The organism is Streptomyces sp. NBC_01241, assembly GCF_041435435.1.
Classification (GTDB): Bacteria; Actinomycetota; Actinomycetes; order Streptomycetales; family Streptomycetaceae; genus Streptomyces.
Window position 1 is genome coordinate 5,868,513 of sequence record NZ_CP108494.1, and the last position, 24,087, is coordinate 5,892,599.

Sequence of the window (24,087 nt, forward strand, 5' to 3'; positions counted from 1 at the left end):
GTCGGTACGGCCCCAGAAGGCTCACAATCCCGATCTCCGGAGCGGACTCCGGCAGGGCCCTTGGCCATGAGCCCGGGTGTTGGGCATCGGTGGGCGAGGGACTGGAGCCGGACTACCGCTCTCGGTCTGCTTCTTCGGTGATGCTGGTGATGCTGGAAGCGCTGCTCGGGTCCTTGTCTGCGGCCGGGGCGGTCGCAGCTTCGGTTGTCACACGGACGGTCTTCTTGAGGGCCTGTGCGACAGCGGTGAACTCGGCCAAGGCAGTCTCCAGTTCGTCCACAATCTCCTGGGCGATCACATCCGGCGGTGCAAGCGCAACGGAGGCGGAAGCTGGCTGAAGAACCGTCAGGTCAAGATTAACCTTGTCGCGAGCAACCAACTCATCGTACTCATATGACCGGAAGCGATCACTGGGTTTCCGGGCGGAGTAGTCCGTGCCCCCCGAGTGGAAGGCAGCGACGAAGCCGTCCAGGTGTTCGCGGCGCAGGGCGCGCTGCTTCAGCGTGAAACGCTGGTCGGTGCGGAAGTCGTATACCCACAGCTGCTTGGTGGCGGGCTTGCCGCCTGGGCGAGGCGGAACCTTGTCGAAGAACAGCACATTGGCCTTGACGCCGTTGGCGTAGAAGATGCCGGTGGGCAGCCGCAGCAGGGTGTGGACGTTGGTGAGGTCCAACAGCCGGCGACGGATCTCAGCGCCGGCACCGCCCTCGAAGAGGACGTTGTCGGGCAGGACGAGCGCTGCCCTGCCGTTCGTCTTGAGCAGGGTGTAGATGTGCTGGACGAAGTTCAGCTGCTTGTTGGTGGTCTGGGTCCAGAAGTCCTTGCGGGCGCCGTACGCCTCGCCGGTGACCGAGCCCACGCCGAAGGGCGGGTTGGCCAGGACGATGTCGTAGAACTTGTGCGGCGACTTGGCCAGCGAGTCCTGGAGCGTGATCAAGGGGCGGCCCTCGGACGTACCGATGCCGTGCAGCAGCATGTTCATCAGCGCGAGCCGGGCGGTCTCCCGGACCAGCTCATAGCCGGTGATGGCGCCGGTCTGAAGCTTGCGCGCCTGGTCGCCGTACAGCTGGTCCTCGTAGCGCTCGGCGATGTGGGCGTGCGCCGCGATCAGAAAGCCGCCGGTGCCGCATGCGGGGTCGGTGATCGACTCGCCGGGCCGGGGCTGCACACAGTCGACCATGGCGTCGATGAGCGGGCGGGGCGTGAAGTACTGGCCCGCGCCGGTCTTGCGGTCCTCGGCGCCACGCTGGAGGAGGCCTTCGTAGGCATCGCCCTTGAGGTCCTGGTTCTCACGGGTCCAGGTGTAGGGGTCGATCAGATCCTTGACGAGCCGCTCCAGAACGGCAGGCTCATGGATCTTGTTCTGCGCCTTGGTGAAGACCTCGCCGAGCATGGTGCCGCCCTTGCGGCCCAGCTCCCGCAGGACGTGCTCGTAGTGCTCCAGCAGATCCTCGGCCGATCGGCTGGTGAGGCTTGGCCAGTCCAGTCCCTCCGGGACGAGAGGCTCTTCCGGCATGTTCTTGCGGAACTTTGCCGGGCGGTTGGCGCGCTCGTCGGCCATCTTCAGGAAGAGGAGATAGGTCAACTGCTCGACGTAGTCGAGGGTGGAGACGCCTGAGTGCCGCAGCAGCTCGCAGTATGACCAGAGGCGGTTGACGAGTGTCGAGGTCGTCTCCCCGGCGAAACGGGTGGGGGAGGTGGCGCTGTTCACTAGGGCGGGGGTGGTGCTCATGAAGGCAGTTCTTCCTGACCGGGCGCTGAGGGGCGGGGCTTGCGGGCCGCGCGCTTACGAGGGGCCTTCTTAGTCCTAGTCCCTTGCTCGGCGCGGATGCGGTCGAGCAGCGTCGATGCCGGTTCGTCGGCTGGGTCCTGGGGGACGAGGGTCCCCGTGAACGCGGCGTGCAGGAGAGCGGCGCGGAGGTCCTGGGCGTGACTCAACGCGCTCTCGGCTGTTGTCCGGGCGGCCGTCACGTTCTCCAGGTGCAACTCGATCGTTTTCACCAGCTGCTCCTGAACTTCGCGCGGAGGGACTGGCACGGGGAGAAGTTTAATCTTGCGGAGACTGATAGACGCCAGATTGACGGATTGGGTCCCGTTCCGATCACACCACGCCTTACCAAAACTATTGGCGTGCCAGGCCAGCAGCTTCGGATGAATTTCATCCTGCGCTACTCGCGCACGGAACACATGGTTTTGGTGGATGCAGTTTTTGATTTGACCTTCCCACACCCAGCCTCGTCCGAGCTTGTCTCGGTCGCCGCCTTCGTTGAGGAGTATGTCCCCGTGTTTCAGATAAAGGGAATCCGCCTTGGTCGGAGGTACGCGGATTGTGGTGACTTTGTCGAGTACTAGCTGTCCGCGCTGAACATTGGCGACGCGCAGGTAGGGGACTTCGACGTACTCCGGGTCGTCTTGGCGCTTACTGTCCTTGGTGACACCGCCAACTACGGACGCGATATCGCCGAGCCGGGCCCACTTCCAGCCAGCGGGGAGGTCGGGAATTGGGCCATCGTCGATATCCGCCTTCGGCAAGGCTGCTTGGAAGAGCTCAACCTCTTCCAAGCAGCCGCGAGAGCCTTGGGTGGTGACTTGCTCGGCCAAGGTGGTGGCGTTTGTCAGCGCGGTGCGTGCTGCCGTCTCACCCGCCTCTATACGAGCGATCTGTTGCTCAATTTCGGCGGCGACGCGCAGCTGTTCTGCGTGAGGGGGAACCAGGATTTCCGTGCTCATCAACCACGGAACCTCAAGTGAGGCGACCGTAGTCCCACGCTTGCGGCAGTTTTCCAGGATGTACTGCTCCTGTGAGCGAATGGCCCACGCCAGCCAGCGCCCATCGATCCCCTCGTGGGGGAAAACTGCCTTCATGTCCTGATTGAGGGTTGCCTCAAAAGGAACGTAGGTGACGGGAACCTTCCGCTCCAGGATTCCGGAGCGAACAACCAAAGCCACCGAGCCCGCCGGAACCAGCTTCACGGCCGACTCGTCCAAGGCGGACTTGTGGATGAGGTCCTGAGTGGCCGCAAGAACGTCCGGCCCCATGTCCTTGGGCGAGAGCCAAGGAAGGGTGCCATCGGTCCAGAATTCCGGCCGCTTCTTCGAGGGCGTCCCCCCACCGAACCATTCGCCGAGCTCGCCCAGTGGCGCCCGAGCCCAACCCGCCGGAAACTCCTCCGCGGATCCCTCAATAGGCCCGGCAGGTCCTCCAGCCCCGCCCCCCACAGCCACATTCAGCTCCAGCGTCACGCGCCCAGCTCCCTGTCCAGTTCGTCGAGGATCTCTTCCGCCCTCGTCTCGCCGAACTCCGCGAGCAAGCCGTCCGTGCCGTTCCTCATAGTGAACGGGGCGTAATCGAGGTCGGCGGTGTCGAAGCGTACACGCTCGACCGTGGCACCGGCGATGTGGTCCAGCCACCACCGCTCGGCCTTGGTGAAGGTCACACCGGCCTGCTCCTGCTTGGTGAGCCAGGCCGCATACCGCTCTCTTACCACCTCCGCGTGCGGGCGGGGTGGCTCGGTGCCGTGCTCCGCGCCGCCCGCCAGCTCGTACCGCAGCAGGGCGAGCAGATCGGCTGCTGTCCGGGCGGCGGAACGATCCGCGGCCACGGCCTCGCCCACCTGCTCATAGGCGCGCCAGAGCCGGTCGGCCGTCCAAGCACGTGGTGGGCGGGAGATGGACCGGGCCAGGTCCTTGAGGCGCTTGAGGGCCTCGCGAGGCGGGACCTGCGAATCGGCTGCGAAGGCGATGGAGAGCGCCGCGATCTCGTCTCGGTGCTCCTCTATGTAGGCACGCCAGTCCTGCACGGTGTCGTGCGCCGCCGACTCGTCCTCCGGAACGGCGCCGGCTGACACCAGGGCATCCCGGCTGTTCTCGTCGTACAGGATGTCCTTCGCCCGGCGCATCTCCAGCAGGCGGTTGCGCAGCTCGGGGTTGGATGCCAGCGGCCGCAGGGCGCGCTCGACCGCGTCCCGGATGGCCCGCTCCGGATCGAGGCCCAGGCGTTCCGCGGCTTCGCGGGTCTTGGCCTGTTCGTCGACGGCGACGGCCTCGACCATGTTGTGCACGATGGTCTTCAGCGGCACGCCGCCGGTGAGGCTCTCCGTCTCGGCCCGTTCCTCGTCCGTCATCTGGAGGTCGAGCTTGGCAAGGCGGGCGGCCAGGGTGGAGACATGCTCGTCCTCCGCGATGCCACGGGCGGTGAGGCGGAGGAGTTTCTCCAGGTTGAGGTCCTTCTCCGTGTGCCGTTCCAGTGGCCCCGCGTCCACCTTGTCCTTCCGGGTGACCCCCACCGCGTCGACGATCACGAAGCGTGTCTTGGGGCCGACACCCGGCGTGACCCGCTCGAACTCGGTCAGCGACAGGGTCCGTGCACCCCGGCCCTTCATCTGCTCGAAGTACGCCCAGCTGTTGACGTCCCGCAGGAAGAGCAGGCACTCCAGCGGCTTGACGTCCGTGCCGGTCGCGATCATGTCCACGGTGACCGCGATACGCAGCTGCGGCAGGTTACGGAAGTCGGAGAGGCGTTCGGCGGGCTTCTTCGCGGCGTGCGTGATCTTCGCGCAGAAGTCGTCGCCCTTACCGAAGATGTCGCGGACGACTTCGACGATCTCCTCGGCGTGGTTGTCGTTCTTCGCGAAGATGAGCGTCTTCGGGACGTACATCTCGTCCCACAGAAGCTCACCGGTCTGCTCGTCACGTTTGGCGCGCTCGGGGAAGATCTCGATGAACAGTCGCTCGCGGAAGGTGCGGATGACGGTCCGCAACTGGTCCTTGCTGATCACGCCGACACCGACTTGCCCGGCGCTGTATGTGATGTCCTCGTCGAAGTCTTCGTAGCGCTGTCGGCGGGTGCGCCGGTCGCGGACCGGGATGGTGCCTTGGGCGATGACGCCGCCCTCACCCGTTATCCGGGTCAGGATTTCGTACACCTGGAAGTCGACGTTGACGCCGTCGGCGACGGCCTCCGGGTAGGTGTACTCGCTGACCAGGTTGCCGTTGAAGTAACCGAAGGTCTGCGCGACGGGTGTTGCGGTCAGGCCGACGATCGGCGCGTCGAAGTACTCCAGGACGGAGCGCCACTTGCCGTAGATGGAGCGGTGGCATTCGTCGACGACGATCAGGTCGAAGGACTCGGGAGGGATCCCCTGGTTGTATCCGACGGTGATGTCGCCGGGCACCTCGTACGAGTACTCCTCCTCGCCGTCCCCGCCGGTCCTCGTGGGCACGCTTGCACCCGTCAGCTCCATGTACAAGCGCTGCACCGTGGAGACGACGACCTTCGCGGACGCGTTCATGCCCTCGGCGCCAAGACGCTGCACGTTGAACAGATCGGCGAAGACGCGGTTGGTGTCGGGCGTGACGAAGTTCTCGAACTCGGTCTGTGCCTGGGCGCCCAGGTTGTTGCGGTCCACCAGGAACAGGACACGCTCCGCCTGGGCGTGCTTGAGCATCCGGTAGGCGAACGTAACGGCTGTGTACGTCTTGCCGGCACCGGTCGCCATCTGTACGAGGGAACGGGACTGGCCTGTTCCCTGCTGGCCCTTGCCAAGCGCGACGGACTCCTCGACCCCGCGCACCGCTTTGATCTGGGCGGGACGGAGGGGGCGTTCGTCGAGATCGGGCATCCGGGTCCGCAGCCGCGCCCGGTACGAGGGCGCCTGCGGGTCCTGCTCGGCCTGGCGAATCCACCGGGCCAGAGTGCGGGGCTGATGGAAGGAGAAGATCCTCCGGGTGCGCGAGTCCGGGTCGAGGGTGTTGCGGAATCGCGTCTCGCCGCCGTCCGAGACGTAGCGGAACGGAAGCGGGGTGCGCCAGGCGATGAGGCGCTGTTGTGCGTCGGTGGGGTGGTCCGCGTATCGGTCGGCCTGCTCCTGGGCAGCGGTCAGGTCCGCGCCCTCACGCTTGGCCTCGATCACCCCGACCAGCTTGTGCTCCACGTACAGGGCATAGTCCGCGCGGCCCGTCGCGGTGGTCGTCTCACGGACCGCGACACCAGTGCCACGCCGATCGCCCTGTACGTACAGGTTGAGGTCGGCTCCGGCGTCCTGGACGCTCCAACCGGCCTCGGTGAGCATCTCGTCCAGGCGCGTGCGCACCTGGGCCTCGGTGAGAGGCTCGCGTGCGGCCTGCTCGGCGTTGTCCAGCAGACGGGCGCGTTCCGCCACGGCCTCGGAGGCGGCAGTACGGTCGACGGCCTGCGCGCGCAGCACCCGGGCGTCGTCCTCGGACTGCGCCTGCTGGAGCGCCGCGAGCCGGTCGCGCATGGCTTCGACTTGGCGGGCCAGATCCTCACGCTCGGCGGTGGCGGCGGCCAGCTCCTGTTCGGCGGCGGCGCGTGCGGCTTGCTCGGCCTGCGCCTGCGAAGCCTGCCCCTCGTAGCTGAGGCGGGCCTCTTCCAGAGCACGACGGGCCTCCGCCACCTGCGTGCGCAGGGCCCTGTTCTCTCCGGCCGGGGTGCGCGCCGGGTCCGGCGGCACGAAGGTCTGCTGGTCGCGGGAGGCGGTGAGGAGGCGGTAGTACCAGACGCCCAGCCGGTGGCAGGTCCGCAGCGCCCGGAAGGCGTCGCCGGGGTTGTCGTAGCCATCATGGTTGGCCTTGTTGCCCAGGACGCGGACCTCGTGGAAGGCATCTTTCACGTTGCCGTGCAGATAGCCCTCGCGGTCCAGGGCCGCCAGGCGCTCGATCTGCTTGCTGCCGGAGTATTGGACGCGGCCCCGGAGAACGAGATCGGAAGCGAGGGCCTCGCCGAACTGGCGGGACTTCAGTAGAGAGGTGTTCGGGTCGGTGAAGACATGGGTCTCCGCGGCGGCGCCGTAGGCGACGAGCAGTGGCAGATGGTCGTACAGGAAACCGAAGTTGCGTGAGGCTCGGGCGAGTTGGGCAAGCTTGGAGTCTGGTGTTCGTGCCGCGCCACCTGCGCTCATCAGATGCGTACGCTCTCTCTCGGCCAGCTGAGGACACCCAGCCAGCCTCGGGCTATTCGGGTGCAGTGAGGATCTTTGAGCCTAGCGTTGCGGGTATGGCGGTGCCACGGCTTTCAGCCTCGAGATGGGCGGGGCGACGATGCGGAGATGGAGCTGCTCCAGATCGTCGTCGTCTCGGTAGTCGCTGACCGCAAGTGCCGTCGATTTGCTTGAGTGCTCGACGATGCCATGGGTCCGCGCGCAGCGTCTCTCGCGAGTGGCAGGAACAGGCATGAAAAAGGCCTCCTGCCCAACGTTGTTGTTGGTCAGAAGGCCTTTAAGACACTTCCTGCGAAGTGCCCCCGGCAGGATTCGAACCTGCGCACACGGCTCCGGAGGCCGATGCTCTATCCCCTGAGCTACGGGGGCGTGTCGCTGTGTTGCTCGGCGACGGGAGAAACACTACCAGCTTCCACAGGGTGTCCGTGAACAGGTATTTCGGCGCTGCCGGGCGGTGGCTGCGCGGGCCCCCGGGGAGCGGGAGGGCGGAACGTTCTGCGTACATCCGGCCACCTCGCCGTACCACTCGTCCGGGGTCGGAAATGGGCAAAACCCGGACGCAGCCCCTACACCCCGCCTACCCTCGAAGGGTGTCAGGGGCATGTGGCCGCGTGCTTGTTGTCGACGACAACAAGGTCATCCGGCAGTTGATCAGGGTCAACCTTGAGCTTGAGGGCTTCGAGGTCGTGACCGCGGCCGATGGTGTCGAGTGTCTCGATCTGGTGCATCGGGTCCGTCCCGACGTGATCACGCTCGATGTCGTCATGCCCCGGCTGGACGGTGTGCAGACCGCCACCAGATTGCGCTCCGATCCGCGGACCAGACATGTGCCCGTGGCGATCGTCAGCGCCTGCACGCCCCACGAGGCGGACAACGGAGTCGACGCGTTCCTGGCGAAGCCGTTCGAGCCGGGTGAGCTGGTGCGGCTCGTACGGCAGTTGATGGCCCGGAAGGACCCGTCGGCGCTCGACGGCAGACAGGGCGCCGGGAGGGCGGAGCGCGCCGCCGGGTGACCGGATGGCGAAACCGGGTCGCGAGGCAGCCCCTGTCCTCCCATACGCTTGTCCTGTGACCCCCGCCGATCTCTCCAGGACCGTGCTGCACGCCGTGCGCCGCGCGGTCGACGAGGACGCCTTGCGCGCGCCGGTGCCCGCGCGCGTGCGGGTGGAGCGGACCCGGCCCGGCGGGCGTGGGGAGTACGCCTGCGCCGTCGCCCTCCAGCTGGCCGGGCCCGCCGCGCTGCCGGCCCGGGAAGTGGCCGAGATCCTTCGGGTACGGGTCCAGGGGGCGCCGGGAATCGGTGGCGTCGAAGTCACCGGGCCGGGGTTCCTGAACTTCACCCTCCGAGGCCCCGACCCCGTCGACATGGCGGTCCGGGCCGTCGAAGCAGGCGGTACGCGCTACGGCCACGGGGACGGCCTCCTCGGCGTGACCGCGTCGTTCGCACTCGTCGACGAACTGCGCGCCCGGGTCGTCACCGAGACCGTCGAGCGGCTGCTCCGGGCCCAGGGGGCCGAGGTCGGGGAGCGGACGGCCGACGGGGAAGCGCTGCACGTGGTGCCCTTGCCCGCCGCCGACCGCGATCTCTTCGAGCGGCTCGGGAGCGACGCCGCGCGCTGGGCGCTGCTGCGGGCCGCGCCGCACGACCGCGCCCGGTGCACGGGCAGCGACGAGCTCCTCGTACAGGGGGAGAGCAACCCGCTGTTCCGGGTGCGGTACGCGTACGCCCGGACCCGTGCCCTGAGCCGGAATGCCGAGCAGCTCGGGTTCCGTGCCGGGTACGAGGAGAGCGTGGAGGCGCCCGCCCTCGGGACGTTCCTCGCCGATCATCCCGGGGTGCTCGCCGCCGCCGCCCGCCACCGTGAGCCCGACCGGCTCGCCCGGCAGCTGGAAGCGGTCGCGCAGGCCTTCTTCGACTTCCACGACAGCGCTTCGCCGCTCCCTGTCGGTGACGAGAAACCCTCGGCCGCCCACCGGTCCCGGCTCGCCCTCGCCGAAGCCGCCGGGACGGTGCTGGCAGGCGGCCTGTCCCTGCTCGGCATCAGCGCACCAGAAGTCCTCTGAGAGACCCGAGAGAGCAGAGCAACACGATGAGCCGATCCGCACACCCCGCCGGGCCCCGTCACGCCGACGTCATGACGGAAGGGCACTACACCGCCCCGCCCGCCGACCTCAACGCCCTGGACGCGAAGGTCTGGGCCCGTACCGTCACCCGCGACGAGAACGGTGCCGTCACCGTCGGCGGGATCGAAGTGACGCGGCTGGCCGAGGAGTTCGGCACCCCCGCCTACTTCCTCGACGAGAGCGACTTCCGGGCCCGCTGCCGGGCCTGGGCCGACGCCTTCGGGCGGGACGCCGATGTGTTCTACGCCGGAAAGGCGTTCCTGTCGCGCGCCGTCGTGCGCTGGCTCAAGGAGGAGGGACTCAACCTCGACGTCTGCTCCGGTGGCGAGCTGACCTGCGCGCTGGACGCCGGAATGCCCGCCGAGCGCATCGCCTTCCACGGCAACAACAAGACCGTCGGGGAGATCGAACGGGCGGTCACCGTCGGCGTCGGGCGGATCGTGCTCGACTCCTTCCAGGAGATCGCCCGGGTCGCGCACATCGCGCAGCGGCTCGGCAAGCGACAGCGCGTACAGATCCGGGTGACCGTCGGCGTCGAGGCGCACACCCACGAGTTCATCGCCACCGCCCACGAGGACCAGAAGTTCGGGATCGCGCTGGCCGGCGGACAGGCCGCCGAGGCCGTGCGCCGGGCCCTCACCCTCGACGGCCTGGAACTCATCGGCATCCACTCGCACATCGGCTCGCAGATCTTCGACATGGCCGGCTTCGAGGTCTCCGCCCGGCGCGTGGTGCAGCTGCTCGCCGAGGTGCGCGACGAGCACGGCGTCGAGCTGCCCGAGATCGACCTCGGCGGCGGTCTCGGCATCGCCTACACCTCCGAGGACGACCCGCGCGAGCCGCACGAGATCGCCAAGGCGCTCGGCGACATCGTCACCCGCGAGTGCGAGGCGGCCGGCCTCGCCACCCCCCGGATCTCCGTCGAGCCGGGGCGCGCCATCGTCGGCCCCACCGCCTTCACGCTGTACGAGGTCGGCACCATCAAGCCCCTGGAGGGGCTGCGTACGTACGTCAGCGTCGACGGCGGGATGTCGGACAACATCCGCACGGCGCTGTACGACGCCGAGTACAGCGTCGCGCTCGCCTCGCGGACCTCCGACGCCGAGCCGATGCTCGTCCGGGTCGTCGGCAAGCACTGCGAGAGCGGCGACATCGTGGTCAAGGACGCGTTCCTGCCGTCCGACCTGGCGCCCGGCGATCTGATCGCCGTGCCCGCCACCGGCGCGTACTGCCGCTCCATGGCGAGCAACTACAACCACGCCCTGCGCCCGCCCGTCGTCGCCGTGCGCGACGGGGAGGCGCGCGTGATCGTCCGGCGCGAGACGGAGGAAGATCTCCTGCGTCTGGACGTCGGCTGATGTCGTTTTTCCCGGGATATGCCCCCGGACACCCATAGATGTCTCAGGATCCGGACGGGTGGCAGGAACGCCCGTCCGGTGAGTGAGACTGGACCACACATCAAGAGGTAGAGGAAACGAGGTCGGATGATGCGTACGCGTCCGCTGAAGGTGGCGCTGCTGGGCTGTGGAGTGGTCGGCTCAGAGGTGGCGCGCATCATGACGACGCACGCCGACGACCTCGCCGCGCGCATCGGCGCTCCGGTCGAGCTCGCCGGTGTCGCCGTGCGCAGGCCCTCCAAGGTGCGGGAAGGCATTGATCCGGCGCTGATCACCACCGATGCGACAGCCCTGGTCAAACGGGGCGACATCGACGTCGCCATCGAGGTCATCGGGGGCATCGAGCCCGCCCGTACCCTCATCACGACCGCCTTCGAGCACGGTGCGAGCGTCGTCTCCGCGAACAAGGCGCTGCTGGCCGAGGACGGCGCAGCGCTGCACGCCGTCGCCGAGCAGCACGGCCGGGACCTCTACTACGAGGCCGCCGTGGCCGGTGCCATCCCGCTCGTACGGCCGCTGCGCGAGTCCCTCGCCGGTGACAAGGTCAACCGGGTCCTCGGCATCGTGAACGGCACCACCAACTTCATCCTCGACCGGATGGACACGAGCGGAGCCGGATATTCCGAGGCGCTCGACGAGGCCACCGCCCTCGGCTACGCGGAGGCCGACCCGACCGCCGACGTCGAGGGCTTCGACGCCGCCGCGAAGGCGGCGATCCTCGCCGGCATCGCCTTCCACACCCGGGTCAGGATCGGTGACGTGCACCGCGAGGGCATCACCGAGGTCACCGCCGCCGACATCGCCTCCGCCCGCCGCATGGGCTGCACCGTCAAGCTCCTCGCCATCTGCGAGCGCGCCGCCGACGGGCAGTCCGTCACCGCTCGGGTGCACCCCGCGATGATCCCGCTGAGCCACCCGCTGGCCTCCGTCCGCGAGGCGTACAACGCGGTCTTCGTCGAGGCCGAGGCGGCCGGGCAGCTCATGTTCTACGGCCCCGGTGCCGGCGGTTCGCCGACCGCGTCCGCGGTCCTCGGCGACCTGGTCGCGGTCTGCCGCAACAAGCTCAACGAGGCCACCGGCCCCGGCGAGTCCGCGTACACGCGCCTGCCGGTCAGCCCCATGGGCGACGTCGTCACGCGGTACCACATCAGCCTCGACGTGGCCGACAAGCCTGGCGTACTCGCCCAGGTCGCGACGGTCTTCGCCGAACAGGGCGTATCGATCGATACCGTCCGTCAGCAGGGTAGAAATGTAATCAGCGGCGACGCGGTCGCCTCCGCCGAGGGTGGCGGCGGGCGACGGGAGGGCGGCGAGGCCTCTCTCGTCGTCGTCACCCACCGCGCGGCCGACGCCGCCCTCTCGGCGACCGTCGAGGCGCTGCGCAAGCTCGACACCGTGCGCGGTGTCGCCAGCATCATGCGTGTTGAAGGGGAGTAAGGACCCATGACCAGCAAGGGCACCCACCAGTGGCGCGGCATCATCGAGGAGTACCGGGACCGCCTTCCGGTCACGAGCGCGACGCCTGTCGTCACGCTCCGTGAGGGCGGTACGCCGCTCGTCCCCGCTCAGGTCCTCTCCGAGCGCACGGGCTGCGAGGTCCACCTCAAGGTCGAGGGCGCCAACCCCACCGGGTCCTTCAAGGACCGCGGTATGACGATGGCCATCACCCGGGCCAAGGAGGAGGGCGCGCAGGCCGTCATCTGCGCCTCCACCGGCAACACCTCCGCCTCCGCCGCCGCGTACGCGGTACGGGCCGGCATGGTCTGCGCCGTCCTCGTGCCGCAGGGCAAGATCGCGCTCGGCAAGATGGGCCAGGCGCTCGTGCACGGCGCCAGGATCCTCCAGGTCGACGGCAACTTCGACGACTGCCTGACGCTGGCCCGCTCGCTGTCGGACAACTACCCGGTGGCGCTGGTCAATTCGGTCAACCCGGTCCGTATCGAGGGCCAGAAGACCGCCGCGTTCGAGATCGTCGACGCGCTCGGTGACGCCCCCGACATCCACGTCCTCCCGGTCGGCAACGCGGGCAACATCACCGCGTACTGGAAGGGCTACAAGGAGTACGCGGCGGACAGCATGTCCACGCACACCCCGCGCATGTGGGGCTTCCAGGCCTCCGGCTCCGCGCCCATCGTCCGCGGCGAGATCGTCAAGGATCCGTCGACCGTCGCCACCGCGATCCGGATCGGCAACCCGGCCTCCTGGCAGTACGCGTTGGACGCGCGGGACGAATCGGGCGGATTCATCGATGAGGTGACGGACCGTCAGATCCTGTCCGCCTACCGGCTACTGGCCTCCCAGGAGGGCGTCTTCGTGGAGCCCGCGTCGGCCGCGTCCGTCGCCGGTCTGCTGAAGGCCGCCGAGCAGGGCAAGGTCGACCCGGGCCAGAAGATCGTCTGCACGGTGACCGGCAACGGCCTCAAGGACCCCGACTGGGCCGTCGCGGGCGCCCCGCAGCCGGTCACGGTCCCCGTCGACGCGGCCACCGCCGCTCAGAAGCTGGGCCTCGCGTAACCACGGGGACCCCCGTTCCGGGCAGGGGCGTGGGACGGAAGACGCGGGCGGCGCCACCGCTTGCCCGTACGACTCCGGCGCCACGCCCCCGACGCCCCGCGCACTGTCGCGGGAAGCCCGGTCGTCCGCCGGCAGGAACCCAGCTCAACCGTCCCTTTTCGGGGCGGAGAGCGCATAGGAGGCGGGCGACACGCATCGTGCGCCTCCTGTGCGCCCTATGTCGCGACAGAACCTTCCTTCGATAAGCTGTAATCAATCCACCCCGCCGCATCTGCTGCGGCGCATGGATCGTTGTGGCCGTCGGTTCCCCGGAATCCCACTCCCCGCCGTCACGACGTCCCGCACCGTCGAGAAAACGCTTCACCACCCCCGCCGCCTCACAAGGAGAGTCGTCCAACCGATGGCCGGTCCCGCTTTCCGAGCCGCCGCCGTCCGGGTGCGCGTCCCTGCGACCAGCGCCAACCTGGGCCCGGGTTTCGACGCCTTCGGCCTCTCGTTGGGGCTGTACGACGACGTCGTCGTCCGCGTAGCCGACTCCGGACTGCACATCGACATCGCGGGTGAGGGTGCGGACACGCTGCCCCGCGACGAGAGCCACCTTCTCGTACGTTCCCTGCGCACCGCCTTCGACCTGCTCGGCGGACAACCCCGCGGCCTGGAGATCGTCTGCGCCAACCGCATCCCGCACGGGCGCGGCCTCGGCTCGTCCTCCGCCGCCATCTGCGCCGGCATCGTCGCCGCCCGCGCCGTGACGTCCGGCGGTGATGCCCGGCTCGACGACGCCGCGCTGCTGGAGCTCGCCACCGAGATCGAGGGCCACCCCGACAACGTCGCGGCCTGCCTGCTCGGCGGTTTCACCCTTGCCTGGATGGACGGCGGATCCGCCCGTGCGATCAGAATGGACCCCGCAGATTCCATCGTTCCGGTGGTTTTCGTCCCCAGTACGCCGGTCCTGACCGAGACCGCCCGCGGACTGCTGCCGCGCTCGGTCCCGCACGTCGACGCGGCCTTCAACGCCGGCCGCGCCGCACTCCTCGTCGAGGCCCTGACCAGCCGCCCCGAACTGCTGCTCACCGCTACGGAGGACCGGCTGCACCAGGAGTACCGCGCCCCGGCGATGCCGCAGAGCGTGGAGCTCGTGAACCGACTGCGCGCCGACGGCGTACCCGCAGTCATCTCCGGTGCCGGGCCGACCGTGCTCGCACTGGCCGAGGACGGTGCGGCCGACAAGGTCGCACGGCTGGCGGGCGAGGGCTGGGCGGCCAATCGGCTCGCTCTCGACGCCGCGGGCGCGAGTGTGCTGCCGCTCGCCCCGTAGCCGAGAAGTGATTGCCGGTAAGTGAGAGGGGGAATGTTTGTCGGAGCCGGTAGTGTTAACCTCAAGTCAGCAGCCGACGTCTATGTGGCGCGTTGCTTCGTGTCCCTTTCCGGGACCACCAATTCTTCCGGGAGCCTCCCCAACTGCCTGAGCAGCCTGCCTGAGCAGTTTCGTGCACGCTCCGGAACCGGCACGACACCCCTCGCTTGTCCAGGAGTGGGCCGAGCAGGGGGATGCTCGCGCCGGACCCTTGCACACTTTCATCTCTCCGCCGTACCCGCGGCGGACCACCGCCCCGGCCCGGTCCGCAAGAAACAGACCGCAGTCGGACAGCACAACCGGTCGCCGAGCCAGAAGGCCGACGTCCGCTCCAGGGAAGGACCCTTCGTGAGCGACACCACCGATCTGATGGGCGTGACTGCCGACAAGACCGTCGACAGCGCCGCGCCCGCCGAAGGTGCTGCCACTGGCACCACCGCACGGCGCCGCCGCTCCGGCACCGGCCTTGACGGCATGGTCCTGGCCGAGCTGCAGCAGGTCGCGTCCGGCCTCGGCATCAAGGGCACTGCGCGGATGCGCAAGGGCCAGCTGATCGAGGTCATCAAGGAGGCGCAGGCAGGTAACACCGCCGCGCCCAAGGCCGCCGCGCCCGCCGCGGAAGCCGAGACCAAGCCGAAGCGCCGTGCCACCTCCAAGGCGCGCGCCGGGGACGAGTCCGCGGCTGCCGCGCCTGCGGAGAAGGCTGCCCAGCAGCAGATCGACATTCCCGGTCAGCCGGCCAGCGACGACCAGCCCACGGGCGAGCGTCGTCGGCGTCGTGCCACCGCTCAGGCGGGCAGCCCGGAGACCAAGGCGGAGAGCAAGCCGGCCGCCGAGGCCAAGGCGCAGACGCAGGACGAGCCGAAGGGCGACGACCGCACCGACGCCAAGGCCGAGTCTGCCGCCGACACGGCCGAGGGCCGCCGGGGCGACCGTCAGGACCGCGGTCAGCGCGGCGACCGGGGCGACCGCCAGGAGCGTGGCGAGCGCGGGGAGCGTCGCGACCGACAGCGTGACCGCCGCGGCAAGGGCGAGGAGCAGGGCGGCGGCCAGGGCCAGCAGAGCGGCCAGCGCCAGCAGCGCCAGGGCCAGCAGGGCGGCGGCGGCCCCCAGGACGACGGCTACGACGACGAGGCCGGCGGCCGTCGCGGTCGCCGGGGCCGCTACCGCGACCGCCGTGGCCGCCGTGGCCGGGAGGACTTCGCCAGCGAGGTCCCCGTCTCCGACGACGACGTCCTGATCCCCGTCGCGGGCATCCTGGACATCCTCGACAACTACGCGTTCATCCGGACCTCCGGCTACCTGCCGGGCCCGAACGACGTGTACGTCTCGCTCGCCCAGGTCCGCAAGAACGGCCTGCGCAAGGGTGACCACGTCACGGGTGCGGTACGCCAGCCCAAGGACGGCGAGCGCCGCGAGAAGTTCAACGCGCTGGTCCGCCTCGACTCCGTCAACGGCATGGCGCCCGAAACCGGCCGCGGCCGCCCGGAGTTCCAGAAGCTGACCCCGCTCTACCCGCAGGACCGGCTCCGTCTGGAGACCGACTCCAACGTCCTGACGACGCGGATCATCGACCTGGTCGCCCCGATCGGCAAGGGCCAGCGAGGCCTGATCGTGGCCCCGCCGAAGACCGGCAAGACCATGATCCTGCAGGCGATCGCCAACGCGATCACGGTCAACAGCCCCGAGTGCCACCTGATGGTCGTCCTGGTCGACGAGCGTCCGGAAGAGGTCACCGACATGCAGCGGTCGGTGAAGGGCGAGGTCATCTCCTCGACCTTCGACCGCCCCGCCGAGGACCACACCACCGTCGCCGAGCTGGCCATCGAGCGCGCCAAGCGTCTCGTCGAACTGGGTCACGACGTGGTCGTCCTGCTGGACTCCATCACCCGCCTCGGCCGCGCGTACAACCTCGCGGCCCCCGCCTCCGGCCGCATCCTGTCCGGTGGTGTCGACTCGACCGCGCTCTACCCGCCGAAGCGCTTCTTCGGTGCCGCGCGCAACATCGAGGACGGCGGTTCGCTGACCATCCTGGCCACCGCGCTCGTCGAGACCGGCTCGCGCATGGACGAGGTGATCTTCGAGGAGTTCAAGGGCACCGGCAACATGGAGCTCAAGCTCGACCGGAAGCTCTCGGACAAGCGCATCTTCCCGGCGGTGGACGTCGACGCGTCCAGCACCCGTAAGGAAGAAATCCTGCTCGGCAGCGACGAGTTGGCGATTGTCTGGAAGCTGCGCCGGGTGCTGCACGCGCTCGACCAGCAGCAGGCGATCGAGCTCCTCCTGGACCGGATGAAGAAGACCCAGTCCAACGCGGAGTTCCTGCTCCAGATCCAGAAGACGACGCCTTCTCCGGGCAACGGCAACGACTGACCGCCGTACCGGATCGGCTGATTCCACACAGGGCCGCCCCCGCCACTTCGGTGACGGGGGCGGCCCTGTGCCGTCCGGGCGCGCGGGTGTGACACGGCCGATCCGGCCCTTTCGGTCGATCCGAGACCTTCGCCACATGTCGACCGCCGTGCCGGGTGCCGCAGCATTGGCTGTAACGGGCAAGAAACCGCAGGTGAGCGCCGGATCACCGGCCGTTCATCCATCGCGTACACCCCCTTTGTCCCCATGTCGTCCTCACTCGGACGTGACAGGCCGCTGTGCAACCCTTCTTCGGGCCGCAGCGTCGTACGAAGTACCGACAAGTCGCCCAAGCCAGTGAAAAAGCCGAGGAGCCAGTGCCCGAACACCGTTGCAGGGGAGGGCCGGTCCGGGAACAGCTGACGACCGAAGGAGACGGATGACCGAGCAGAGCGGGAGCGGTGGCCGAATACGCCCCACCGGCAAACGCCGGAAGAAGCCTTCCCGTCGCCGCAGGGCGACGGTGATCGGTGCCTGGACCCTGGCCGGTGCCGTGATCGTCGGCGGCGGTGGGCTCGGATACGCCTACTTCAAGCTCAACGGCAATCTCAAGGCCGTCGACATCAACGCGGCGCTCGGCAAGAACCGCCCCGTCAACGTCGACAACGGTTCCGAGGACATCCTCGTGCTCGGCTCGGACTCCCGCTCCGGGGCGAACTCCGCGTACGGTGCCGACGAGGGCACGGCCCGCTCCGACACCGCGATGGTCGTCCACCTCAACAAGGGCCACAAGACGGCCTCCGTCGTCTCCATCCCGCGCGACACCCTGATCACCCGCCCCGACTGCACCAGCGACACCACGGGCAAGACCGTCACGGGCCGGCAGCGTGCCATGTTCAACACGGCGTACGAGGTCGGCGGACCGGCCTGTGCGGTCAAGACCGTCGAGTCGATGTCCGGCATCCGCATGGACCACTACCTCGAAGTCGACTTCACCGGCTTCAAGAAGCTCATCGACGAGCTGGGCGGCGTGAAGATCACCACCACCGAGGCGATCCACGACACCAAGAGCCATCTGAATCTGGAGCCCGGCACCCACACCCTCGACGGCGAGCAGTCGCTGGGCCTCGTCCGCACCCGCAAGAGCGTCGGTGACGGCAGCGACCTCGGCCGCATCCAGCTCCAGCAGGCGTTCATCAAGGCGCTGATGGAGCAGGCCAGGAGCGTCGGCGTGTACGCGAACCCGAAGACGCTCTTCGACCTCGCGGACACGGCGACCAAGGCCATCACCACCGACTCCGACCTGGATTCGGTCAAGCGGCTCGCCGACTTCGCGAACGGCCTCAAGGGGCTCGGCTCGAAGAACGTCCACATGGTCACGCTGCCCGTCCAGTACGACCCGGCCGACCCGAACCGCGTCGTACCGCTGGCAGAGTCCGCCCAGCAGGTCTGGACGGCGCTCAAGCAGGACAAGGCGATTCCCGCCTCCGCCACCGAGAAGTCGGCGGGCGACAAGGGCGCCGCGGGCCGCATCGTCCAGTGACCGGGGGCCGGGCAGGCCGGGAACGCGGGCCGGAATGCGCACCGGGAACGCGGACCGGGAATACGTGCGGCCCGCCCCCGGTTTTGGGAGATACGGCCGGTCCTGGCAGACTGGTACGTCGGCCCCGGTTCACGGACGCGCAATCCGCGCGTACGACCCGGTGCCCTCCCGAATCTAGGAGAAACCCTTGAAGCGCGACATCCACCCCGAGTACGTCGAGACGCAGGTCAGCTGCACCTGTGGCGCGTCGTTCACGACCCGGAGCACCATCGGCGGCGGCAACATCCGCGCCGACGTCTGCTCCGAGTGCCACCCGTTCTACACGGGCAAGCAGAAGATCCTCGACACCGGTGGCCGCGTGGCCCGCTTCGAGGCCCGCTTCGGCAAGGCTGCCGGCTCCGCCAGCAAGTAGCGAGCCACTGCGCCGGTTCTCGGTGCCCTCTTCCCGGGGGCGTCGAGACCGGCGCTTTTTCCGGCCCGGGGTACGGGGCCGTCCCCCATCCCGGCCCGGACAGCAGCACGCCGTCCAGCAGGCACGTTCGAATGAAGAAACCAGGAGCCCGAAGATGTTCGAGGCGGTCGAGGAACTGATCGGTGAACAGACCGATCTTGAGAAGAAGCTCGCGGACCCGTCCGTCCACGCCGACCAGGCCAACGCGCGCAAGCTCAACAAGCGCTACGCCGAGCTGACCCCGATCGTCGCCACGTACCGCTCCTGGAAGCAGACCGGGGACGACATCGAGACGGCCCGCGAGCTGGCCGCCGACGACCCCGACTTCGCCGCCGAGGTCAAGGACCTGGAGAAGCAGCGCGAAGAGCTCACCGAGAAGCTCCGCCTCCTCCTGGTCCCGCGCGACCCGAGCGACGACAAGGACGTGCTCCTGGAGATCAAGGCGGGCGCGGGCGGCGACGAGTCCGCCCTGTTCGCCGGCGACCTGCTGCGGATGTATCTGCGCTACGCCGAGCGCGTCGGCTGGAAGACCGAGATCATCGACTCCACCGAGTCCGAGCTCGGCGGCTACAAGGACGTCCAGGTCGCCGTGAAGACCAAGGGCGGCAACGGTGCCACCGAGCCCGGCCAGGGCGTGTGGGCCCGGATGAAGTACGAGGGCGGGGTGCACCGCGTGCAGCGGGTGCCGTCCACCGAGTCCCAGGGTCGCATCCACACCTCCGCCGCCGGCGTGCTCGTCACGCCCGAGGCCGAGGAGGTCGACGTCGAGATCCATGCCAACGATCTCCGTATCGACGTCTACCGCTCCTCGGGCCCCGGCGGCCAGTCCGTCAACACGACGGACTCGGCGGTCCGCATCACCCACCTGCCGACCGGCGTCGTCGCCTCCTGCCAGAACGAGAAGAGCCAGCTCCAGAACAAGGAGCAGGCCATGCGCATCCTGCGGTCGCGCCTGCTCGCCGCCGCCCAGGAGGCCGCGGAGCGGGAAGCCTCGGACGTACGACGCAGTCAGGTGCGTACGGTCGACCGATCCGAGAAGATCCGTACATACAACTTCCCGGAAAACCGGATCTCGGACCACCGTGTCGGTTTCAAGGCGTACAACTTGGATCAGGTGCTCGACGGCGACCTGGACGCGGTGATCCAGGCCTGCGTCGACGCCGACTCCGCCGCCAAGCTCGCTGCCGCATAAGCAAAGCCCGCCCCGCCCGTAACCCGTACGGAGAACCGCGATGAACCTGCTGCTCGCCGAGGTGGCCCAGGCCACTCAGCGGCTGGCCGACGCCGGTGTGCCCTCCCCGCGATTCGACGCGGAGGAACTCGCCGCGTTCGTGCACGGCGTGAAGCGGGGCGAACTGCACCATGTGCCGGACGCGGACTTCGACGCCCGCTACTGGGAGGCCATCGCCCGCCGCGAGGCCCGCGAACCGCTCCAGCACATCACCGGACGCGCCTTCTTCCGCTACCTGGAACTCCAGGTAGGCCCCGGCGTCTTCGTCCCCCGCCCGGAGACCGAATCGGTCGTCGGCTGGGCGATAGACGCCGTACGCGCGATGGACGTCGTCGAACCGGTCGTCGTCGACCTGTGCAGCGGCTCGGGCGCCATCGCCCTGGCCATGGCCCAGGAGGTGCCGCGCTCCCGAGTGCACGCCGTGGAGCTGTCCGAGGACGCCCTCAAGTGGACCAGGAAGAACGCCGAGGGGTCCAGGGTCACCGTCCACCGGGGAGACGCGCTCACCGCCCTCCCCGAGCTCGACGGCCAGGTCGACCTGGTCATCTCCAACCCGCCGTACATCCCGCTCACCGAATGGGAGTACGTGGCACCCGAGGCCCGCGACCACGACCCGGAGATGGCCCTCTTCTCCGGCGAGGACGGCCTCGACACCATCCGCGGCATCGAACGGACCGCGCACCGCCTGCTGCGCCCCGGCGGCCTCGTCGTCATCGAGCACGCCGACACCCAGGGCGGCCAGGTGCCGTGGATCTTCACCGAGGAGCGTGGCTGGGCCGACGCGGCCGACCACCCCGACCTGAACAACCGGCCGCGGTTCGCCACGGCCCGCAAGGCCATGCCGTGACCGGCGGCCACCGCCCGCACGACCCGTACCCGCCCTACCCGTACACGCTTGAGGAGGCCGGCTGATGGCACGGCGATACGACTGCAACGACGCGACCGACCGTACGACGGGTCTGCGTGAGGCCGCGTCGGCCGTCCGCCGCGGCGAACTGGTCGTGCTGCCCACCGACACCGTGTACGGGCTCGGTGCGGACGCCTTCAGTTCCGAGGGCGTCGCCGACCTGCTGGACGCCAAGGGCCGCGGCCGCAACATGCCGACCCCCGTCCTGATCGGCTCCCCGAACACCCTGCACGGGCTGGTCACCGACTTCTCCGAGCAGGCCTGGGAACTCGTCGACGCCTTCTGGCCCGGTGCCCTCACGCTCGTCGCCAAGCACCAGCCGTCGCTCCAGTGGGACCTCGGGGACACCCGTGGCACCGTCGCCATCCGGATGCCGCTGCACCCGGTCGCCATCGAACTGCTCACCGAGGTCGGCCCGATGGCCGTCTCCAGCGCCAACCTCACCGGCCACCCGGCCCCCGAGGACTGCGACGCCGCCCAGGAGATGCTCGGCGACTCCGTCTCCGTCTACCTCGACGGCGGCCCGACGCCCGGCATCGTGCCGTCGTCGATCGTCGACGTGACCGGCAAGGTCCCCGTACTGCTGCGCGCGGGCGCGCTCTCCGTCGAGGAACTCCGCAAGGTGGTACCCGACCTCGAGGTGGCCAATTGACCGCCCCCGAGGGGCGTGGCATAGCGGGGCGGACCGACACTTTCCGCATCCTCCACGTCAGCACCGGCAACGTCTGCCGCTCACCGATCACCGAGCGGCTGACCCGGCACGCCCTGGTGGACCGCCTCGGCGATCCGCGGCAGGGCGGACTGATCGTGGAGAGCGCGGGCACCTGGGGTCATGAAGGCGCCCCCATGGAGGCCAACGCCGAGACCGTCCTCGCCGACTTCGGCGCCGACACCACCGGCTTCGTCGGCCGGGAACTCCTCGACGAGCACGTGATCCGCGCCGACCTGGTGCTCACCGCCACCCGCGACCACCGGGCCCAGGTCATCTCGATGGGTCACTCGGCCGGCCTGCGGACCTTCACCCTCAAGGAATTCACCCGGCTGGTCCGGGCCATAGACCCCGCCACGCTGCCCGACCCGCGCGACGAGGGCGTCGTCGAGCGCGCCCGCGCACTGGTCCGCGCCGCGGCCGCGCTGCGCGGCTGGCTGCTGGCCCCCACCGCCGAGGCCGACGAGGTGTACGACCCGTACGGCGCCCCGATCACGTTCTTCCGGTCCATCGGCGACGAGATCAATCAGGCCCTCGACCCGGTCGTGACGGCCCTGACGGGCATCACGGCCAGCCACTGAGGACGCGGTCCTGCCGCCCGTCCCGGCGGCCGGAGGCCGGCGCAGCGGGCCGAAGCCCGGGAGGCCCCCTGGGGCCGAGTGGTGCGAGGGGCGCGTCGGGAATGGTGTTCGACCAGGCCCTCGACCCGGTCGTCACGGCCCTGACGGGCATCACGGCCAGCCACTGAGGACGCGGTCCTGCCGCCCGTCCCGGCGGCCGGAGGCCGGCGCAGCGGGCCGAAGCCCGGGAGGCCCCCTGGGGCCGAGTGGTGCGAGGGGCGCGTCGGGAATGGTGTTCGACCAGGCCCTCGACCCGGTCGTGACGGCCCTGACGGGCATCACGGCCAGCCACTGAGGACGCGGTCCTGCCGCCCGTCCCGGCGGCCGGAGGCCGGCGCAGCGGGCCGAAGCCCGGGAGGCCCTCCGGGGCTTAGCGGCGTGTCCGGAACGGTGTTCACCGGCGTACCGGCCCCGCGCTGAGCGCAGACCGCTCCAGCGCCACTCCGACGGCTGTACGTCCGGACCCGGCACTAGGGGGGGCCGGGCGGGTGTACGACGTCGCCGTACAGCGGGCAGGGGGCCCCTTCCGGGCCTACATTTGGAGCTGACCCAAGCGCACCCCTCCCCAGGCCCGGAGCTTCCCGATGCCGGTCACCACTCCTGCCGCACCCCCCTCCGACGCCGGGACCAGCCTGCCGCAGGACTTCGGCGCCCTGCTCCGGGAAGATCCGGAGATCGCCGCCGTGCTCCTGGGCGAGCTGCACCGGCAGTCGACCACCCTGCAGCTGATCGCCGCCGAGAACTTCACCTCGCCCGCGGTCCTCGCCGCCCTCGGCTCACCGCTCGCCAACAAGTACGCCGAGGGCTACCCCGACGCCCGCTACCACGGCGGCTGCGAGCACGCCGACGCCGCCGAACGCATCGCCTGCCGACGGGCCACCGAGCTCTTCGGCGCCGAACACGCCAACGTTCAGGCGCACTCCGGCTCCTCCGCCGTCCTCGCCGCGTACGCGGCCCTGCTGCGCCCCGGCGACACGGTGCTCGCGATGGGACTCCCGTACGGCGGACATCTCACCCACGGCTCGCCCGCCAACTTCTCCGGCCGCTGGTTCGAGTTCATCGGATACGGGGTCGACTCCGAGAGCGGCCTGATCGACTACGAGCAGGTGCGCACCCTGGCCCGTGCGCACCGCCCCAAGGCGATCGTCAGCGGCTCGATCTCGTACCCCCGCCATCCCGACTACGAACACTTCCGGGACATCGCGGACGAGGTGGGCGCGTACCTCATCGCCGACGCCGCGCACCCGATGGGACTGATCGCCGGGGGAGCGGCGCCGAGCCCGGTGCCGTACGCCGATGTGGTCTGCGCGACCACGCACAAGGTGCTGCGCGGTCCGCGCGGCGGGATGATCCTGTGCGGTGCGGAGCTGGCCGAGCGCATCGACCGCGCGGTCTTCCCCTTCACGCAGGGGGGCGCGCAGATGCACACGGTCGCTGCGAAGGCCGTCGCGTTCGGGGAGGCGGCCACGCCCGCGTTCGCGGACTACGCCCATCGTGTGGTGGCCCATGCCCGGGTGCTGGCCGCCGGCCTGGCGGCCGAGGGCTTCGAGATCACCACGGGCGGCACGGACACCCACCTGATCGTCGCGGACCCGGCCCCGCTCGGCGTCGACGGCCCGGTCGCCCGCGCCCGGCTGGCAGCGGCCGGCCTGGTGCTGGACACCTGCGCGCTTCCGTACGGGGACGCCCGGGGCGTCAGGCTGGGCACCGCGGCCGTCACCACCCAGGGCATGGACGTCGCCGACATGGCGCGGCTGGCGGCGCTCTTCGGAGCGGCGGTGCGTGAGGAGGGCGACATCCGGGCGGAGGTCCGGGAGCTGGCCCGGAAATATCCGCCCTATCCGGCGTAGACCTGGTCCGTGCAACCATCGGCCCGTCCTCCGTGTCCTCAACCACGGGTCCCACCTCGTTAAGGTGTGGGCT

The 24,087-nt window shown here is 69.5% G+C and carries 17 protein-coding genes and 1 tRNA gene; 14 read left to right on the plus strand and 4 right to left on the minus strand.

Annotation, left to right across the window (positions count from 1 at the left end):
• Nucleotides 1-112 precede the first annotated feature (112 nt).
• The 4 genes from OG306_RS26445 to OG306_RS26460 form a co-directional block, all read right to left on the minus strand.
• Nucleotides 113-1,732, minus strand: coding sequence for an N-6 DNA methylase (locus OG306_RS26445; protein ID WP_371665670.1), 1,620 nt, complete (start codon nucleotides 1,730-1,732; stop codon nucleotides 113-115).
• Complete coding sequence (locus tag OG306_RS26450) at nucleotides 1,729-3,243, minus strand: restriction endonuclease subunit S (protein ID WP_266748569.1); 1,515 nt, start codon at nucleotides 3,241-3,243, stop codon at nucleotides 1,729-1,731. The genes OG306_RS26445 and OG306_RS26450 overlap by 4 nt, the downstream gene beginning before the upstream one ends.
• Complete coding sequence (locus tag OG306_RS26455) at nucleotides 3,240-6,920, minus strand: DEAD/DEAH box helicase family protein (protein WP_266748570.1); 3,681 nt, start codon at nucleotides 6,918-6,920, stop codon at nucleotides 3,240-3,242. The genes OG306_RS26450 and OG306_RS26455 overlap by 4 nt, the downstream gene beginning before the upstream one ends.
• Before the next feature lie 336 nt (nucleotides 6,921-7,256).
• Nucleotides 7,257-7,328, minus strand: a tRNA-Arg gene (locus tag OG306_RS26460).
• A 242-nt stretch (nucleotides 7,329-7,570) separates the two neighbouring features.
• Between OG306_RS26460 and OG306_RS26465 the strand changes: the two genes are divergently transcribed.
• From OG306_RS26465 to glyA, 14 genes are all read left to right on the plus strand, one after another.
• The gene (locus OG306_RS26465; protein WP_266905418.1) at nucleotides 7,571-7,972 is read left to right on the plus strand and encodes a response regulator; all 402 of its coding nucleotides are present in this window, start codon (nucleotides 7,571-7,573) and stop codon (nucleotides 7,970-7,972) included.
• A 55-nt stretch (nucleotides 7,973-8,027) separates the two neighbouring features.
• Nucleotides 8,028-9,023 (plus strand): ArgS-related anticodon-binding protein NrtL, encoded by a 996-nt coding sequence (gene nrtL, locus OG306_RS26470; RefSeq protein WP_266905416.1) that lies wholly within the window; start codon nucleotides 8,028-8,030, stop codon nucleotides 9,021-9,023.
• A gap of 26 nt (nucleotides 9,024-9,049) precedes the next feature.
• A complete protein-coding gene (gene lysA, locus OG306_RS26475) occupies nucleotides 9,050-10,441 on the plus strand; it encodes a diaminopimelate decarboxylase (RefSeq protein ID WP_327258760.1) in 1,392 nt (463 codons plus the stop codon).
• Between the two features lie 126 nt (nucleotides 10,442-10,567).
• Nucleotides 10,568-11,917, plus strand: coding sequence for a homoserine dehydrogenase (locus OG306_RS26480; protein ID WP_266905412.1), 1,350 nt, complete (start codon nucleotides 10,568-10,570; stop codon nucleotides 11,915-11,917).
• A 6-nt stretch (nucleotides 11,918-11,923) separates the two neighbouring features.
• Nucleotides 11,924-12,994 (plus strand): threonine synthase, encoded by a 1,071-nt coding sequence (gene thrC / locus OG306_RS26485; RefSeq protein WP_371665671.1) that lies wholly within the window; start codon nucleotides 11,924-11,926, stop codon nucleotides 12,992-12,994.
• Between the two features lie 400 nt (nucleotides 12,995-13,394).
• Nucleotides 13,395-14,312, plus strand: a complete 918-nt coding sequence (gene thrB / locus OG306_RS26490; protein ID WP_266748578.1) for a homoserine kinase — start codon at nucleotides 13,395-13,397, stop codon at nucleotides 14,310-14,312.
• A gap of 387 nt (nucleotides 14,313-14,699) precedes the next feature.
• Nucleotides 14,700-16,724 (plus strand): transcription termination factor Rho, encoded by a 2,025-nt coding sequence (gene rho / locus OG306_RS26495; RefSeq protein WP_266748579.1) that lies wholly within the window; start codon nucleotides 14,700-14,702, stop codon nucleotides 16,722-16,724.
• A gap of 418 nt (nucleotides 16,725-17,142) precedes the next feature.
• Nucleotides 17,143-18,246, plus strand: a complete 1,104-nt coding sequence (locus tag OG306_RS26500; RefSeq protein ID WP_266748581.1) for an LCP family protein — start codon at nucleotides 17,143-17,145, stop codon at nucleotides 18,244-18,246.
• Nucleotides 18,247-18,433: 187 nt separating this feature from the next.
• On the plus strand, nucleotides 18,434-18,658 hold the full coding sequence (rpmE, locus tag OG306_RS26505; RefSeq protein WP_037689259.1) for a 50S ribosomal protein L31: 225 nt from the start codon (nucleotides 18,434-18,436) through the stop codon (nucleotides 18,656-18,658).
• Between the two features lie 154 nt (nucleotides 18,659-18,812).
• Entirely contained in the window at nucleotides 18,813-19,889 is a 1,077-nt protein-coding gene (prfA, locus tag OG306_RS26510; RefSeq protein ID WP_266748584.1) for a peptide chain release factor 1, read from the plus strand.
• Nucleotides 19,890-19,929: 40 nt separating this feature from the next.
• Entirely contained in the window at nucleotides 19,930-20,775 is an 846-nt protein-coding gene (gene prmC / locus OG306_RS26515; protein ID WP_266748585.1) for a peptide chain release factor N(5)-glutamine methyltransferase, read from the plus strand.
• Between the two features lie 64 nt (nucleotides 20,776-20,839).
• Nucleotides 20,840-21,487 (plus strand): L-threonylcarbamoyladenylate synthase, encoded by a 648-nt coding sequence (locus OG306_RS26520; protein WP_266748587.1) that lies wholly within the window; start codon nucleotides 20,840-20,842, stop codon nucleotides 21,485-21,487.
• Complete coding sequence (locus OG306_RS26525; protein WP_266748588.1) at nucleotides 21,484-22,125, plus strand: protein-tyrosine-phosphatase; 642 nt, start codon at nucleotides 21,484-21,486, stop codon at nucleotides 22,123-22,125. The genes OG306_RS26520 and OG306_RS26525 overlap by 4 nt, the downstream gene beginning before the upstream one ends.
• A gap of 623 nt (nucleotides 22,126-22,748) precedes the next feature.
• Complete coding sequence (gene glyA, locus OG306_RS26530; protein ID WP_266748590.1) at nucleotides 22,749-24,014, plus strand: serine hydroxymethyltransferase; 1,266 nt, start codon at nucleotides 22,749-22,751, stop codon at nucleotides 24,012-24,014.
• The last annotated feature ends 73 nt before the right edge of the window (nucleotides 24,015-24,087 follow it).